Source organism: Salegentibacter sp. Hel_I_6, from assembly GCF_000745315.1.
In the GTDB taxonomy this organism is placed as follows: Bacteria; Bacteroidota; Bacteroidia; order Flavobacteriales; family Flavobacteriaceae; genus Salegentibacter.
In genome coordinates this window covers 1,369,521-1,386,249 of record NZ_JQNQ01000001.1, presented here as the reverse complement: position 1 = coordinate 1,386,249, position 16,729 = coordinate 1,369,521, and the positions used below count along the sequence as shown (strand labels likewise).

Sequence of the window (16,729 nt, the reverse complement as noted above, 5' to 3'; positions counted from 1 at the left end):
CAAGCCATTCAAGACAATCGATTGTGCTTTTTGGAAATAAAATATTTTAATGCTTAAAAATATGGTGTACGATATGAGCAATTTTACCAAAATTAAATTTCTTTCCGTTATTTGTCATTTCTCCAAACTTATCCCTATTCAAAGGGTTTTACCACTATTGGCTTTAATTTTTATTGGTGGTGGAATAAATGCCCAAAATTCGGGATTAACACTCAATGAAGAAGAGTATTTCGAAAAACCGGGAGTGAATATTTTGGCTTTCAGCAATTGGTATGATGGTTTGTTTAGTGATTCTAAAATTAGCGGGATAGAAATAATCCATCACGGGGTAAGGACAGTTACCAATGGAGATGTAAGATTACATGCTACACCAGAACAATGGGATGCGATTCCCACCTTTGTAAGACGTGAAGTAGACAGGGAAAGCAATCGTATTGATACCTATGAAAAATATCCTGATTATAATTTTGAATATATGATTCGGGCAGAGATGGATGGAGATGCTGTATTATTAAGTGTTCATTTAGAAGAACCGATTCCCGATACTTTAATTGGTAAAGCTGGTTTTAATTTGGAGTTTATTCCCTCGGCTTATTCAGAAAAGACCTATTATATGGACGACGAAGGAGGGAATTTTCCGCTGTATCCACATAGTACAATGGTTAAGGATAAGAGTGGCTACACAGCACCAACACCTTTTGCTAAAGGTCAAAAACTTGTAGTAGCACCAGCTGACCCTGAACGAAAAATAACAATTACATCAAATGATGCCCAGTTGCTTTTACATGATGGAAGAGATAAAGCTCAAAATGGCTGGTTTGTGGTAAGAAGTTTATTGCCTGCCGGAAAAACCGGTAAAGTGTTGGAATGGCGGCTTGAGGCAAATTCAATTCCCAATTGGATACGGAAGCCGGTAATTGGCCATTCGCAGGTAGGTTATCATCCAAATCAGAAAAAAGTTGCCGTTATTGAGCTGGATAAAAATGATACTCCCGCTAGCAGGGCCAGCCTTCATCGTTTAACCAATAATGGGGAAGAAGAAGTTTATTCAGCAGAATTGTCAAATTGGGGAAAATACACAAGGTATAATTATTTTGAATTCAATTTTTCTGATGTTGTAGAAGAAGGCTTGTATGTTATTTCCTATAGCGATGTAACAACAGCTCCTTTCCGTATTGCTAAGAATGTTTATGAAAAAGCCTGGTATCCAACCAACGATGTGTTTTTTCCGGTACAAATGGATCATATGTTGGTTAATGAAGCTTATAGGGTTTGGCATGGGGCTTCGCATTTAGATGATGCGCTTCAAGCCCCGGTTAATCAAGAACATTTTGACCTTTATGCACAGGGTCCTACCACAGATACAGATTATAAACCAGGGGAACACATTCCCGGGTTAAATATTGGAGGCTGGTATGATGCAGGAGATTATGATATTAGGACACAAACTCAATATTACGTGGTTTCCAACCTGGCGCACGCATACGAAGATTTTAATTTGCAAAGGGATCAAACAACCGTAGATTACGAATCCAAATATGTAGATCTGCATAATCCCGATGGAAAACCAGATATTCTTCAGCAAATTGAACACGGAACTTTAGGATTAATTGCCCAACACCGTGCTTTAGGTAGAGCTATCCCCGGAATAATCGTTCCAGATATTTCTCAGTATACACATTTAGGCGACGGCTTAACTATGACAGATAATCTTATTTACGATAAGAACATGGATCCTTTGGAAACCGATGGTTTTAAAAGCGGAAAATTTGATGATCGATGGGCCTTTACAAGTAAAAGCACGCCCTTAAATTATGGTTCTATTGCAGCTCTTGCTGCAGCAAGCAGAGTCTTGAAAGGTTATAATGATAGCTTAGCTGAAGAATGCATTACAACTGCTAAAAATGTGTGGAAAGAAGAACATTCAAAAGAGCCAGATCTTTTTCATCACGGTAATACCACCGGCGGATCTTTAGAAGACGAAGAATTAAAAGCAGCAGTAGAATTATTGCTTGCTACAGAAGAAAAAATGTATGCTAAGCGAATTCAGGAAATGTGGCTAACAGTAGATAAAAACTTTAATCTTCACGCGGGCAGATTGGTAAAGGTATTACCATTTTTGAATGAAGATTTTAGACGGAAACTTGAAAGTAGGGTGCGAACTTATAAAAATGAAATTGATGCACATTATAAGGAAAATCCTTATGGTGTACCTATTGGAAGAGGAGGATGGGCAGGTAACGGTCAAATAGTTGCCTATGCTATAAATAATTATCATCTTCATAAGAAATTTCCTGATATTATTAGTGAAGAAGAAGTCTTTAAAGGGCTCAATTATCTTTATGGAACGCATCCAGATTCCGATATTTCATTCGTTTCTGGAGTAGGCACTAAATCTAAAAAAGTAGCTTACGGAATGAATCGAGCCGATTTCTCTTTTATTGCGGGGGGAATAGTACCAGGCGTGCTTATTTTAAAACCAGATTTTCCTGAGAATAAAGAAGACTGGCCATTCCTTTGGGGAGAAAACGAGTATGTGGTAAGTGTTGGAGGGGCTTATATCTATCTAGTCAATGCAGTACAGGATTTACTCGATAATCGAGAGTAAATGCTCCTGGACTTGCCTCGAAATTTAAAAATTATTTCTTCCCCTAATATTCCGTAGGCTTGTTTAAGATTATTTATTAAAAAGAAGATTGAATTATTTTTTATTCTATATAATCGATAATTTGGGGTGAAAGGCCAGGTGGGTTTTCTCAAGTTATGCTCAGTAATTTGTTCGAATAATTACCTAAAGCATAATAGTGAAATTACAAAAGGAGATCAACGCTTATCGAAAGCTGTTCAGGATTAGAAATTTTTTGCTCACTTTTATATAGAACACTTTCATAAGACTCTTTTGAAAGCTTAGTTCTGATTTAATAATATTATGCTGAATACTTTTAATTTAAAATGCCTAAAAGGTTTTCTGATTTGATTGGAGGAGTTTTTTAAGGCTCTTTAATGGTTAGTGTTTTCTTAGCTTTCAATTAATTCTGAAGTTGTCTTCTATTATGAATTTAAAATATGATACATTAAATAACTCTTGGGATTTTCAAGGGAGTAATTTTTATAAGCGATTAAATCAAAAAGCCCTCTCAATTTTATGAAAGGGCTTAAGCATTAATAATGAAATACAAATGATATTAGAATCCTGGATTTTGATCTCCCTGACTTATTCCCTCATTTGCAGAAATTTCATCATTTGGAATAGGCCAAATTTCATTTTTACCTGCTTGGAATCCAAATGGGGATAGCAATTCGTCTGCAAGCCCCCATCTTACAAGGTCAGGAAATCTTACCTGTTCTCCGGCCAATTCAACCATCCTTTCATGTACTATAGCATCAAATACTGCAGTTTGAGAAAGATCCATTGATAGAGGAGCTAATTCCGCTCTTTCTCTCACTTGATTAATATAACCGATAGCAGCAGATTGGTTACCCAAAGCATTTTCAGCTTCAGCCATCATTAAAAGAACGTCAGCATATCTTATCACTTTAAAATTAATTCCAGAAGCCTGATCTTCATTGGCTTCTTTATAATAATTTTGATACTTTCTCCAGGCAGCTCGTCTCTCTAACGGTATTTCTTCTATAACACCACCTGCAAAAGTATCTCCAACAAAATAGAAAGTTTCATCATATCTAATATCACCATCCTCGTATTCATCAAGAAGTTCGGGATTTGGATATGCATTGAACCAGTCGTTAAAACCATATTCCTGGCCTCGGAAAGTTACTTCATTTGCACCTTCACCAGATGAATTGGAATTCCATACTGCAGAGTTCCCCATGTCGTCATCAAATTGAACTTCAAAAATAGATTCTGGTCCAAATTCATCAGCTTCTCTAAAATTGGCAAAATAATCTTCTTCTAGAGAGTAACCGGTAACATTTTCGAAAGCGTTTTTAGCTTCCTGGTATTGTTCTCTGTAAAGGTGTGTCTTACCTAAAAGAGCATAAGCTGCTCCCTGAGTGGCTCTGCCATCAACAGTTCGGCCTTTGTCCCATAAAGCTTGGCTTGCATCATTTAAATCGGCTATAATTTGATCATAAACCTGCGCTTGGGGAGTACGTGGAAAACCTGACCCATCTTCCGGAACATTAAGAATTAAAGGAATATCACCAAAACGGGTTACCAGTAAGAAATAATAGAAAGCTCGCATATATTTAGCCTCTCCAATAAATCTTGCTTTAAGCTCTTCACTTAAAAGTGAAGATGGTATATCATTGATTCTATCTGCATTACTAATAACAAAATTTGCTTTGTTTATTCCCCTGTAACATGAATCCCAATACCAATTAATTGGAGGATGACTGGCATCAAAAGACCATTCAAGATAAACTCTTTTATCGGCTTCTAATTGGGGGTTTCCCAGAGCTTCACGAGACATAAGATCCATCGCAAAGAAATAAGTTCTGGTGTATAAACCTATCGTCTGCAAATTAGCATAAGCTGCATTTACGGCTGATTCTACCTGGGCTTCATTGGCGAAATAAGTTTCTGGTGAAAGACCACTAGGGTTTGTTAGTTCAAATTCTTCTTCATCACATCCATTTACAACGAACAGTGCAACAAAGGTCATCAATAGTATTCTTATTTTTTTCATAATTTTTTTTTTAAAATCCTAATTGAACTCCGAAAGTTATAGAAGTAGGTTGCGGATATAAACCTCTATCTATACCTACAGCGCCTACACCTTGTTGTAGGACATTATCAACCCCAATTTCTGGATCGAGGCCTGAGTAATTTGTCAATGTAATTAGGTTCTGTCCACTCAAATATATTCTTAAATTAGAAAGAGATTCACCAAATACACTATCATTAAAAGTGTATCCAATATCAAAATTCTTTAATCTGGTATAAGCTCCATCTTCTATAAATCGATCAGAAGCGTTGAGGTTTTGAGGCGCTCCCAGGGCTCGTGGAATTGTATTTGAGGTTCCTGGTCCAGTCCACCGGTCAAGTACAGCAACTCCACTATTAAATAGTCTTGGCATCCCTTCGAGGTCATATAGGTTAGTATTATAAATATCGTGACCATAGGCACCTTGAATAAAAAGGGAAGCATCAAAATTTCCATACTGGGCACTTAAATTAAGTCCCATAGTAAGCGTTGGGTATGGATTTCCAATTTTTGTTTTATCTGCAGCAGTTATTTGGCCGTCACCATTAACATCTACAAACCGTATATCTCCTGGTTGTATTGCCGTTTGATCTGGATTTGCCGTTAATACCTCATCAATCTCTGCCTGATTCTGATAAATACCATCAGTTCTTAAACCAAAGAAATGGAATAGGGGTTCTCCTGGTGAGATCCTTGTTAGAAATTCGTTTTCGAAAAATCCTCCCTGAACCTGATCAAGTGCCCCAATGGATAAAACTTCATTTCTGCTGGTTCCTAAATTTAAATTAGCAGACCAGGTAAAATCACCTTCATAATCATTATAGCCTAAATCCAGTTCAAAACCATCGGTTTCTACCGAGCCTACATTGGAGGCTATGGTAGGTACATTGTATCCTAAACTTAACGGGAGTGGTAATTCAAAAAGTAGATCATCGCTTCGATTATTATAATATTCCAGGGATAATGTAAATTTATTATTCCAGGCCCCTAAATCTAAACCAATATTGGTCATAGTCACTTCTTCCCATTTAAGGTTTTGATTAGGAAGTCCTTCAGCGGTTGTACCTTGTACTGGTGAACCTCCAATTGGATAAATAAAACTTGTAACCAAAGTTGAAGCATATCTGTAATTGCCAATATTATCATTACCGGTCGTACCTAAACTTGCCCTAATTTTTAGGTTGTTTATCTCTGAATCTTCCATAAAGCTTTCTTTAGCGATATTCCAACCTGTAGCAACAGACCAGAAAGTACCCCAACGATTATTGGCGCCAAAGCGAGTGGATGCATCCCTACGTAAGGAACCGGCTAAAATATATTTTTGATCAAAATTATAATTTACCCTACCTAAGAAACCTACTCTCCTGTATTCTGAAGAAAATGATTCCAGTCCGGCTTGATTTAAGGACAATTCCTCTACATTATCGGTAATTGGATTTTGGCTGCTTGCATTAAGATTTTCTGTTTGAATTCTTTGATCTTCTGCTAGAGCCAATAACTCAAAATTGTGTAAATCATCAATATCAAACTTGTAATTCAAGCTATTGGTAAGCGTAAGATTTTGGTTAGTACCGCTATTTTTAGTGATTTGTGCAAATTCAAATTGATGGGTTGCTCCATTACTGTCATCATTATAAGAAGGTATAAAGTTGTCATTATTAAATTTATAGTAATCCAAACCTACCTGACTTCTAAAAACAAGACCTTCAATAACCTCATATTCTGCAAAGAAGCTTCCCAGAACAGTAAGTCCTCTATTTGTTGCATTTCCAAGTGTTTGTACTCGAACAGGGTTGTCTGCATCCTGGCCGTCTAAGGCTGAATTTGGTCCTTGAAAACCACCTCGGTTATCTGGGTTGTAAACACTTAAATATGGAGCAGACTTTATAGCATGCTCGATTAGAGATCTACCGCCAGACTCCCTTTCAGGATTTTGGACTGTAAAGGCCACGTTTAAAGTTTGCCCGAAACTAAGTTTTCCGAATTTAAAATTGCTATTAGATCTAAAGTTAAACCGTTCAAATTCTGTTTCTATCATAGCCCCTTCCTGGTTTAGATAACCCCCTGAGAATCTAAAATTACTACCTTCACCACCTCCGGAAAGTCCTAGGTTAATATTTCTTAGAACTCCTGTTCTAAAAATTTCATCTTGCCAATCAGTGTCATTGTCGATAAAATCAGCATATTGTGGATTCGTAATCCGTTCTGGAGTTACTTCGGTTACTTCTCTGGCATATTGAATATATTGTTCTCGGTTTAATAAATCGTATCGATTGCTGTTAAACTGAACCCCTGTATAAGCATCCAGGCTGAGCTGAGCTTTTTGCGTACCTTTTCCAGATTTTGTAGTAACGAGTACCACACCATTTGCTCCTCTAGAACCATAAACCGCTGTGGTGGAGGCATCTTTTAATACCTGTATATTTTCAATATCATTTGGGTTTAGACTACCTAAACCACCCGCTATAATACCATCAATCACATATAAAGGATCATTGTTATTTGGGGAAGCCAGACCTCTAATCCTTACCGCAGGTGCGTTTCCTGGGGAACCTGAATTTATCACGGTTACCCCTGAAGCCCTTCCCTGAAGTGCCTGTTCCGCAGTAGCTACTGGAAGAGCGTTGATTTCTTCTGTGCCAATAGAAGAAATTGCCCCGGTAACCTCTGCTCGTGACTGGGTACCTTAACCTACAACTATAACATCGTCTAATGACTCTGAATCGGTAACCATATTTACATTAATAACGGATTGATCGTTTACAGAAACTTCTTTTGTTTGATAACCTATAAAGCTAAACACAAGAACTGCATCATCATTTACTTCTATTGAATAGTTTCCGTCAAAATCTGTAGTTGTTCCATTTGAGGTTCCACGCTCCAATACGTTTACCCCTGGCACTGGTCCGGTTTCATCACTTACTGTTCCTGTAACGGTTTGCTGGGCATATGTAAAGCCATAGCATAATATCGTTAACAAAAACAATCCCCTTTTTAAGTAATTGTTTCTCATAATTTGTTAGTAGTTAGTTTATTTGGTCTTAAAAGTAAACAAAAAATTCTTTTACGCAATCGAAATAGTAAAAAAAATGTTGAAACCACATTTAATATTTCTTCAAAAACTTAATCTCTATATGAAATTCTAGTCCGATAAGACTTTTATAAACTGCGAATAGTCATCATTTTTAGCGACTATGATTATCTCTTTCTCACCATCTTTGAGAATGGTCATATCTTTTACATCGCCTGGCACGAAAAACCCGCTTTCTACTGCTGAAATAGCATGGAATTCACCAGCGCCATTGCCTTTTAGAAACATACCATAGCCAGCATCGTTCCTTGTGGTTTCTACTTCGCTCCAAAATAAGTTACCGGCAATTAAAGCGTCTAAATGACCATCTTTGTCATAATCTTTAATTAAAATTTGATTGATTGAAGATATTTGGGCAATATTGGGTAATTCATGAATTTTTAATTTTCCGTCGTGGTTTTCCAAATAAATACTTGCAAAGGATTTTACCTGGTAATGAAGTGAATTTTCCAGCTCTTCTTCGGTATATACATCTTCCAATGTGGCAGTAGAAAAAGACTCGTAATCTGGAAATTTTTCTTTTAATCCCGGGATTTGCTGGGAGGAACATTCCCTTCCTCTTAATGGGTATTTTTTACCTTCGTTATAATAGCTAAGTACGATATCACTTTCATTATTTCCATCAAAATCATTAAAGTAGATGTCAAAAGTTTCATCATCACTGGCGGTATATTTATAATTCTTCCCCAGGTTTCCAACAATAAAATCCTGATCGCCATCATTATCAAAATCACCTTTTTTGATACTCCACCACCAGCCTGCGGTATCATCGGTTATCCCCATTTGTTTTGAAATGTCTTTAAACCCGGTTTTAATATTCTTAAAAATTTTAATGGGCATCCATTCCCCTACAATAATGATATCATCCCAGCCATCGTTGTCTATATCTGCAATTTCTGCACTGGTAGCCATACCTAAAGAAGTAAGAAAAGGTGCAACCGATTGAGTTATATCTTCAAAAGAAACCTTTCCATTTTTGCTGTTGTTTCTTAAAATATAACTATTTGCCGGGCTTGGATAATTCCCAGGAACAAGCCTACCCAACACAAGTAACTCTTCTTTTCCATCTTTATCAAAATCTGCTTTATAGACTTTTGAACCACTATCACGCATTACAGGGAGAGCATTTAAATCTCTGGTGAAATTTCCATTACCATCGTTAATGTATAACCTATCCTGAAGCATTTCAGAATTTGGAGCAAATTCATTTCCACCACTTACTACATAGATATCATTGTGGCCGTTACCATTTGCATCAAATATTAAGGCATCAAGATCTTCATAGCCTTTATCTGTTTCAAAAGCTTTGATGTCTTGTTTTTCGTAACCGGTTTCCGTCCAAAAATAAATACCTGCTTCATAAGTTGCGGCCCCTCCAATAATAAAATCTTCTTTGCCATCACCATTTAAATCTCCAACGGCTATACTTGGCCCAAAGGTAGAGGTGCGATGTGGAAGAAGTACTTCCTTTTTAAAATCGTCGTAGTCGTTTTCAATATGTTTATGAGCCGGATAGTAAGTAGTGTCTGAAACTGTGGTAAATAAGATTTCTGGTTTCATGTTTATTGCTTTTGGCGCTGCTTCTGAAGCATTTTCATATTTAAAGCTTAAAAGCTGATTTGCCGCAACATTTTCCCTTATTTCTTCTTTGCCATCTGGCCATACAACTTTTATTTCTTCAATAATATCAGCTTTCGCAAGCCCAAAATGAAGTTGGGGTGATACAGATGATTGAAATCCCCGGGTTAAGGTGAGTTCTTGCATTTGCTGCATGCCATTAGCAGTTACATAAGCTCTGCTACCCAAGCCAAACCTGTTTTTCTCTTGACCTTCAAGTTTTATTTGGACATAGTTATTGATTTTTGAACTTAAATTTTCAAAAACCGATGCTTTATCGTCTATATTATTAGTAACTATTTCCAGATCACCATCGTTATCTAAATCTACGTAAACCACACCATTGGAAAAACCTTCATAACTAATTCCCCATTTTTCGTTAGCGATACTAAAAGTGAGATCACCGTTATTCTTAAAGATGAAATTATCTATTTTTTCTGAGGGAATATTTAAGCTTTTCTCCAGGAGGTTATCTTCGTTCATTCTAACATTTTTGAGCTCATTAAAATAATCGTTATTGTTAATTTCCCTTCTTGTGCCATTAGTAACGAAAAGATCTTTGTACCCATCATTATCAAAGTCGGCAAAAAGAGGTCCCCAGCTCCAATCGGTTGAAGAGGCACCTGCAATGCGAGAAAGGTCTGAAAAGAACGGATTACCATCATTAAAAACTCCCGTGTTAGTTTGTAAGACATTCTGCATATATTGATAATGAAAACCTGCATCTACTGTGCTCCAAAATAATTCAGGATTCATACTAGCCATATTGGCTTTCTTTCTCCTATTTTTTTTCGCCGACATATCTACCTGGTAGATGTCCAGTAATCCATCGTTATTATAATCGGCTATATCTACACCCATTCCATAAAACGAAGTGTGAGAAGTTGCATCTTTTACTACTTCCCTAAAAGTACCATCGCCATTATTTACATACATAAAATCTGGAGAGCTAAAATCGTTTGAAATATATAGGTCTGGCCAGCCATCATTATTTAAGTCGCCAACAGTGGCCGAGAGTGTTAATCCAAAACTTTTCACACCTGCTTCACTTGTGACATCGGTAAACTTCCCTCCATCGTTACGTAATAAATGATCAGTTTTTAAATCAGTAACATTATCCATTTCATATTTGTAGACAAAATTTGGTGCGTCAAACCGGGTAGGTGGATAGTTAGCGATATAAACATCAAGGTCTCCATCTCCATCATAATCAAAGAATGTGGCCTGAACACTATTACCTGGATCATCAAGGCCATATTTTTTAGCCTTTTCGCTAAACGTTCCATCTCCATTATTAATGAAAAGTTGATTGTTTTTAGGGCCAAATTTACCAGCTACAGATAGGTAAATATCTAGATAACCATCCTGATTCACATCGGCCATGGTCACTCCGGTATACCATCTATCATCGCCCGCTACTCCGGCAGATTCGGTTATATCTTCAAATTCAAGATTTCCTTTATTTAAGTATAATTTGTTGGGAACCTGATTCCCGGTGAAAAAGAGATCGGGTAGTCCGTCATTGTTGATATCACCTGTAGCAACACCACCACCCATATAGATGTAGGAGTAGGTGAAGTAATTTAGGGAGTCATTTTCAGTTAAATTATTTTGGAAATCGATTGCGGAATTATCCGCAGAAACATTTCTGAAAATTTTAGTGTTTCCCTCAGATTCTTCTTCCCGAGGTTTCGAATCTTTACAGGAAATAAATAAGGAAAATAAGATTAACAAAATTGAGATATAATTTACTTTCATGGTAAGAAGAATTATATTAAAAGGTATAGGGTTTTGGTAATTAGTCTTGTTTGCGAGTATTCTGTAATCTACTAGTAGCAGCGTCCTTATTTGTTGGAAATACTCTTATTAGTTGCTATAGGTTCTCCAATATGCTTCATAAAGAATTTCCAATTTTCTCTGGCAACCTTTCTTCCTAGTTCCAGGCCTTCCAGATTGTCAGACTGGATGTGGTAACCTCCTAATACTCTTGAGAATCCGGCCATTTCTGCGGTTTGGGTGAATGTTGGGAAATCTATAGTAACTTCTTCTCCAAGCCGGTCTGGCTCTGTAAGAATTCCTGGTATTAATTTTACTTCAGAACCAAACTCATCACTTCCGGTAAAGAGCTTTAGAGCTTCACCGCAGGCACCGCTTATAGCGCTATGGCCAGATACATAGCCTGGAAAAGGAGGGCATAAAAAGGTGTCGGGAGAATAAGGTCTCCAGTCCTGTCCTAACATTTTTGTCATTCCCTTTTCAGGCCCTCCCCAACCCACAATTTCTTTATCTTTATAAAATTCGTGAACCAGCGCATAAGGTCTGGCAAAATCATAGAACATTTTACTATCCCAACAGGCAATAAAGGCATCCATGGCGGTAACTTGATTATAGAAATACATTTTTACATCCTCATCAAGAGTATGGTTATCTCTAATAGAAACTTCCTGAGCAAATTTTAACCAATGCCCGGCCTGTTGAACAGATTGGGGCCCATCTCTCATAAACTCCACCAGCGCTTTCTCTTTATTTGTTAGACTTGCCTGAAGTTCAACAACTTCCTTCACTTCTTTCTCAAGTTGATCAGAGCCTACTTTTGGTGGTGGCCCTGGTCTAAACTGGTCTGCAGATTGCAGTCCGATAGGCTCAACTTTGTGCCAATAAGGAGTTAAACAAGATGGTAGAAATTGTCCGCCTTTTCCATCTGAAAAGTATTTAGACTGCCACCTATTAAGATCTATGTTCTCATCGGCAGAGTTTACTGGTTTGTAGCCTATATAATCGAAGTAAGGCTGGCCGTTTGATCCGTTTTCATCACCATATTGGTTTGCTCCATCATTACGTCTTGCTTCAATAATAGCTTTAGCCGCAAGGTTCCCAATACCCGCAGGTGTAGTTGGGTCTAAGGTATTATCGTTAGGATCAAGACCTAATTCAAGCATAAAACTGGTGAATAGATCCTCGTCTGAATAGTAGTACTCATTCATTGTTCTAAAAGCGGCATAGCTTATTGCAATTTCTTTGTTTTGCAAAGTTTGCTCAGGCTTCGGGCGCCGATCTATATTTTGCATATATACGGGGATTGCTTTTTCATCGTATCTCGACCAGGCATCAAAAACCGCCGTAAAAATTAGTCCGAGAAATCGGGAACTTATAGTTGGCCTAGGATTGAATTTATCAGTATCATTAGCAGTTGCCTTTAAAGCAATTTCCCCCCATTTATACGCCAGGTTTTCTTTTCCCCTGGGGTCATTTATACGAGCTTCTGTATCGGTATAAGAAATATCAATCTGTTGGTTAATTTCTGGTCCCGATTGCAGGCTTAGAAATAGAACCAGTATTAAGCTATTCATAAAATTTAGTTTTTTTTAACAAACATAAAAGAAATCAAAATTCATGAAAAATACTATTATTTTTATATTATTTTTCATTATCGTTAAATTATATCGCCAATATTTATATTTAAGTAAAGTAGGATGTTAAACAATATGGCTATGAACCGAAAAAAGTAATGATAGAATTCTAAACAGAACATTTTATTATAGTTTGTATATCTTGTAATTAAAAGAGTAGCAATGATATTGGTATTTATTTTTAACCATCTTTACTTTTAATATCTGAAAATTCAGAAATATTCTAGTTACCGGGGTTTTACCATTTTTTAAACCTTGTTATTCATCAAAACAAATTAAAGGTCTAACTGTGAGCTGACCTCATGAATCTATAAATCAAAGTTTAGCAGCTATAAAAAACTTGCTGAAATTCATAGTTTTAGTATAGAATAAGATTTGAGAAATTTTAATGCTGAATTTTAAGAAAAATTCAATTTAATTATATTTCTAAATACCACTGAGAATATTTCAAACAAGGAGTAGCAGGAAGCTTTTGCAATGGTTTATATAGCAAGGAAAAGCTTTGGTAGTATTGGTGGCGTCGAATAATTACTATGAATTGGGCAAGGGGCAATCAACTAAAGAGAATGCTACTTCCGCCGTAGGACCAACAGTCGTGATAGAGGTCGGTGGTAGTAATTTTACTGAATAGCAATTTTTCTAAAGTGTTCTATTTTGAACAGGTGCACGGTATGAATTTGACCTGAAAAATTTCTGAGAATCTGGGTATTCTTTTTTGTGTAGATGTTTATAATAGAAATTTGATTGGGACAGGTCTTTTAATACTGCATTAGAATATATAAAGCATATAGTGATCCAAGTTTTCCTTAGCTTACATAAGGTGGTATTTATTGGTTTCCTCAAGAAAAGGGTTTTAGGGCTTCAGTATGGAATAATAACTACCTTTTTTTCGAGTGGTTCGCAATCTATTTGTAATTTAACCATATTCCATTTCGAATACAAAAATGGATACTTTAAAAAGTTTCGTTAAATTGAGGCTTTTTCATAGATTAATTCTGGAGAAATTATGGCTTTAATCTAAGTTGAGATCTAAGCTAAATTTTCAAAACCCATATGATTATTGAGAACAAAGCATAATTGTAGCTAGCCTGAATAGAAAAGGTTATACCATCTAACTACTGGTTCTCAGCTTTTCTTCTTCTTTTCTCTTCTTTGAGTAAATTTAATTCTCTATTAGTTTGTCCTTCTACCGAAGAATTTTCTTCAGCTCTTCTTAATAGATATGGTACCACATCTTTTACTGGGCCAAATGGAACCAACTTTGCAGTATTATACTCTCTTTTAGCCAGGTTATAGCTAATTTGATCACTCATACCATATAACTGACTAAACCAGACTCTTGGATCATCTTTAGCAATTCCCTGATCTTCCATTATTTGTAGGGCTAAATAATTGCTCATTTCATTATGTGTTCCAATAAAAACTGCAATATCTTCTATGTTGTCAAGACAATAGGCAAGTACGTTGTTGAAATGTAGATCAGTTGCTTTTTTATTTTCGCAAATAGGAGAAACCTTACCGTATTTCCGGGCTCTTTTATTCTCTTTCTCCATATAAGCTCCACGAACTATTTTGGCGCCTATTTTGAATCCTTCTTCTTTAGCCTGGACATGTAATTTTTTTAAGTAATCAAGTCTATCCCATCGGTAACACTGAAAAGTGTTGAATATTAATGCTTTTTCACGATTGTACTTACGCATCATTTCTTCCATTAGTTTATCTGCCGCATCCTGCATCCAGGATTCTTCTGCATCAGCATACAACCTAACCTTTTGTTTTGAGGCTTCTTCGCACAAACCTTCAACTCTGGCTTTAGTTTTTTCCCATTCCTCTTTTTCATTTTTACTAAGATTAACGTGTGAACTTAGTTTATGCCATATTTCAAAACGACCTAAAGCAGTAGGTTTAAAAATAGCAAAAGGCACTTCGGTCTCTTCTTTAGCAAATTTTATAAGGTCTTTCTTTACCCTGAAAGCAGAATCAAATTCTGCTTCGGTTTTTTTACCCTCTACAGAATAATCCAGAATGCTGGAGAGGTTTACTTCGTGCATTTCTTTAATAACTGGCTTACAGTCATCCTTACTGGTTCCGGCACAAAATTGATCGAATATTGTATGTTTAATAAGGGGTTGGATAGGAAGTTTCGCTTTTAGAGAAAACCTGGTGAGGGCTATACCCGGTTTAATTAATGGAGGAATTCCCATTACATTAAATAGGAGTAAGGCCCTATTTAGTTCTAAATCGGATTTTAATCTAAATGCTACTGCTGTATTATTAAATATTTTCTTCTCAATCATAGAACAAAGCTATTTATAAGAGACAGTTATAAAAAATGCTTTACACAAACTTTAACCTTATAAAGCCCATTATTCCAATAGTGTTCAGATTAATTCTAATAGAGTTATAAAGAGAATGCCTTATGTTAATTATATTAAGATAAGTTGAGGGTGCAATTATTGGGGCTACACTAATTCTGACTTTTATTTCAAATATTTTATAAGAAATATTTTAAAATTTGGGGGACCGTGTATTATTCTACTATTTTAGCATTTCAAATTTAAAACTACCATAATGAAAGATTTAGTTGAAAACATCCAAAGTACTTTTGAAAATTTCCAAACAGAAGCTAATGCGCAATTAGAAACTGGCAATAAAAGTGCTGGAACAAGAGCAAGAAAATCTTCTTTAGAATTGGAGAAACTTCTGAAAGAATTCCGTAAGGTTTCAGTTGCAGAATCTAAAAAGTAATGCTTATAAAACCTCCTTTTCCGGGAGGTTTTTAATTTCTACCCTTCGTTATTTAAAAATGCCTCTTTCTTCCTTCAAAAGCTAAACTTTTAGAGACTACCCCGGTGTACTCGAATATTAATTATCGAGTTTACATATTTTAAATTACTTTTTCTGCCAGGTAGCGCTGCACAGCATAAATGTCAATACTTTTATTAAATTTTTTACTTACACTGGGAACGTTTTCATTGGAAATCCAGATCTTAAGTTCAGCATCTAGATCAAAAGTCCCAGCGGTCTCCAGCGAAAAACGTGAAATATACCTGTAAGGAAGGGAGAGATATTCCTGTTTTTTACCCGTTAAACCTTGAATATCTATGAGAATAAGGCGTTTATTGGTGAACATAAAGATATCGCGAAGTAAGGAGAAACCTAATTCAATTTCTTCTGACGTGGTAAGTAAGCGACCATATTTTTCGGTTAATTCCTCTTTAGAAATACTGGCTGCATTCCCAATTATTTTGTTAAGTAAACTCATATTAAAAAATTTTGATTCTAAAGGTAGTAGTATTTTTAGAAATCTTTTTTGCCAAAATTTGCTTTGCCTTTAGGATCTAATAATGCAAGAATATATTTTGGTTATTTCTCATTTCCTACTTCCTAAAGCATAGGTTATTGTTTATGACATTTTGATCTTTACTGTTTTTTCTAAATCAGTTTCCTTTTTTCAATTTTATCAGTGGTATGAGTGATTTTCATTGAAATAGCTAGAGTGAGATTTTCTTGCTGAAACCTAAAAAATAATTATATTTGTCCGCCCAAATTATTCCACTTTGAGATATTTTAGGGATTATTAAAAAATTAGGCGATCTTTTCGCTACAATAAGTTGTGTTGTTTGTCCTGAGAAATCAGGATGTGTAGTTGGCCAGGTATATCCTATGTTGTGAGGATTTGGCTAACCAATGAGAAGCTTTTTTCCGTGTATTCGGAAAGAGGCTTTTTTGTTTTTAATAATTTGGTATCGGGAAGTTGTAAGGGTTTATTCGCAGATGAAATTAAAAAAGCCCGAAAACACAAAGTGTATCGGGCTTTTAAGGTGGTGCCTCCAGGAATCGAACCAGGGACACAAGGATTTTCAGTCCTTTGCTCTACCAACTGAGCTAAGGCACCAGTTGCTTATTGTTGTAAGCGGGTGCAAATATATATTCATTTTTAT

8 protein-coding genes, 1 tRNA gene and 1 pseudogene are annotated in these 16,729 nt (G+C 36.1%); 2 read left to right on the top strand and 8 right to left on the bottom strand.

What is annotated here, in order from left to right; translation table 11 throughout:
• The first annotated feature begins 49 nt into the window (after positions 1–49).
• The gene (locus FG27_RS06205) at positions 50–2,608 is read left to right on the top strand and encodes a glycoside hydrolase family 9 protein (RefSeq protein WP_197051668.1); all 2,559 of its coding nucleotides are present in this window, start codon (positions 50–52) and stop codon (positions 2,606–2,608) included.
• A 577-nt stretch (positions 2,609–3,185) separates the two neighbouring features.
• Here FG27_RS06205 and FG27_RS06200 read toward each other — a convergent pair.
• From FG27_RS06200 to FG27_RS06180, 6 genes and pseudogenes are all read right to left on the bottom strand, one after another.
• Positions 3,186–4,649: a RagB/SusD family nutrient uptake outer membrane protein gene (locus FG27_RS06200; RefSeq protein WP_037316918.1), complete on the bottom strand. Its 1,464-nt coding sequence runs from the start codon at positions 4,647–4,649 to the stop codon at positions 3,186–3,188.
• Positions 4,650–4,659: 10 nt separating this feature from the next.
• Positions 4,660–7,341, bottom strand: a pseudogene (locus FG27_RS06195) (SusC/RagA family TonB-linked outer membrane protein); the annotation flags it as partial.
• A 12-nt stretch (positions 7,342–7,353) separates the two neighbouring features.
• Positions 7,354–7,680 carry a carboxypeptidase-like regulatory domain-containing protein gene (locus FG27_RS19365; RefSeq protein WP_231563290.1) on the bottom strand — a complete coding sequence of 109 codons (327 nt, stop codon included), beginning with the start codon at positions 7,678–7,680 and terminating at the stop codon, positions 7,354–7,356.
• 129 nt (positions 7,681–7,809) lie between these two features.
• Entirely contained in the window at positions 7,810–11,133 is a 3,324-nt protein-coding gene (locus FG27_RS06190) for an FG-GAP-like repeat-containing protein (protein WP_037316917.1), read from the bottom strand.
• A gap of 86 nt (positions 11,134–11,219) precedes the next feature.
• A complete protein-coding gene (locus FG27_RS06185) occupies positions 11,220–12,725 on the bottom strand; it encodes a vanadium-dependent haloperoxidase (protein WP_197051667.1) in 1,506 nt (501 codons plus the stop codon).
• Positions 12,726–13,900: 1,175 nt separating this feature from the next.
• Complete coding sequence (locus tag FG27_RS06180) at positions 13,901–15,082, bottom strand: proline dehydrogenase family protein (RefSeq protein WP_037316916.1); 1,182 nt, start codon at positions 15,080–15,082, stop codon at positions 13,901–13,903.
• Between the two features lie 274 nt (positions 15,083–15,356).
• Here FG27_RS06180 and FG27_RS06175 point away from each other — a divergent pair, with 274 nt between their 5' ends.
• Positions 15,357–15,533: a histone H1 gene (locus tag FG27_RS06175; protein WP_037316915.1), complete on the top strand. Its 177-nt coding sequence runs from the start codon at positions 15,357–15,359 to the stop codon at positions 15,531–15,533.
• 139 nt (positions 15,534–15,672) lie between these two features.
• Here FG27_RS06175 and FG27_RS06170 read toward each other — a convergent pair whose 3' ends face one another.
• Together FG27_RS06170 and FG27_RS06165 are read right to left on the bottom strand one after the other, a co-directional pair.
• Positions 15,673–16,050 (bottom strand): PH domain-containing protein, encoded by a 378-nt coding sequence (locus FG27_RS06170; RefSeq protein WP_037316913.1) that lies wholly within the window; start codon positions 16,048–16,050, stop codon positions 15,673–15,675.
• Positions 16,051–16,610: 560 nt separating this feature from the next.
• Positions 16,611–16,683, bottom strand: a tRNA-Phe gene (locus tag FG27_RS06165).
• Positions 16,684–16,729 lie beyond the last annotated feature (46 nt).

What these genes read in the sequence shown, in the direction of transcription:
- FG27_RS06175 (WP_037316915.1), top strand. Translation starts at nt 15,357, where the DNA reads ATGAAAGATTTAGTTGAAAACATCCAAAGTACTTTTGAAAATTTCCAA.
- FG27_RS06190 (WP_037316917.1), bottom strand. Translation starts at nt 11,133, where the DNA reads ATGAAAGTAAATTATATCTCAATTTTGTTAATCTTATTTTCCTTATTT.
- FG27_RS06180 (WP_037316916.1), bottom strand. Translation starts at nt 15,082, where the DNA reads ATGATTGAGAAGAAAATATTTAATAATACAGCAGTAGCATTTAGATTA.
- FG27_RS06205 (WP_197051668.1), top strand. Translation starts at nt 50, where the DNA reads ATGCTTAAAAATATGGTGTACGATATGAGCAATTTTACCAAAATTAAA.
- FG27_RS06185 (WP_197051667.1), bottom strand. Translation starts at nt 12,725, where the DNA reads ATGAATAGCTTAATACTGGTTCTATTTCTAAGCCTGCAATCGGGACCA.
- FG27_RS19365 (WP_231563290.1), bottom strand. Translation starts at nt 7,680, where the DNA reads ATGAGAAACAATTACTTAAAAAGGGGATTGTTTTTGTTAACGATATTA.
- FG27_RS06170 (WP_037316913.1), bottom strand. Translation starts at nt 16,050, where the DNA reads ATGAGTTTACTTAACAAAATAATTGGGAATGCAGCCAGTATTTCTAAA.
- FG27_RS06200 (WP_037316918.1), bottom strand. Translation starts at nt 4,649, where the DNA reads ATGAAAAAAATAAGAATACTATTGATGACCTTTGTTGCACTGTTCGTT.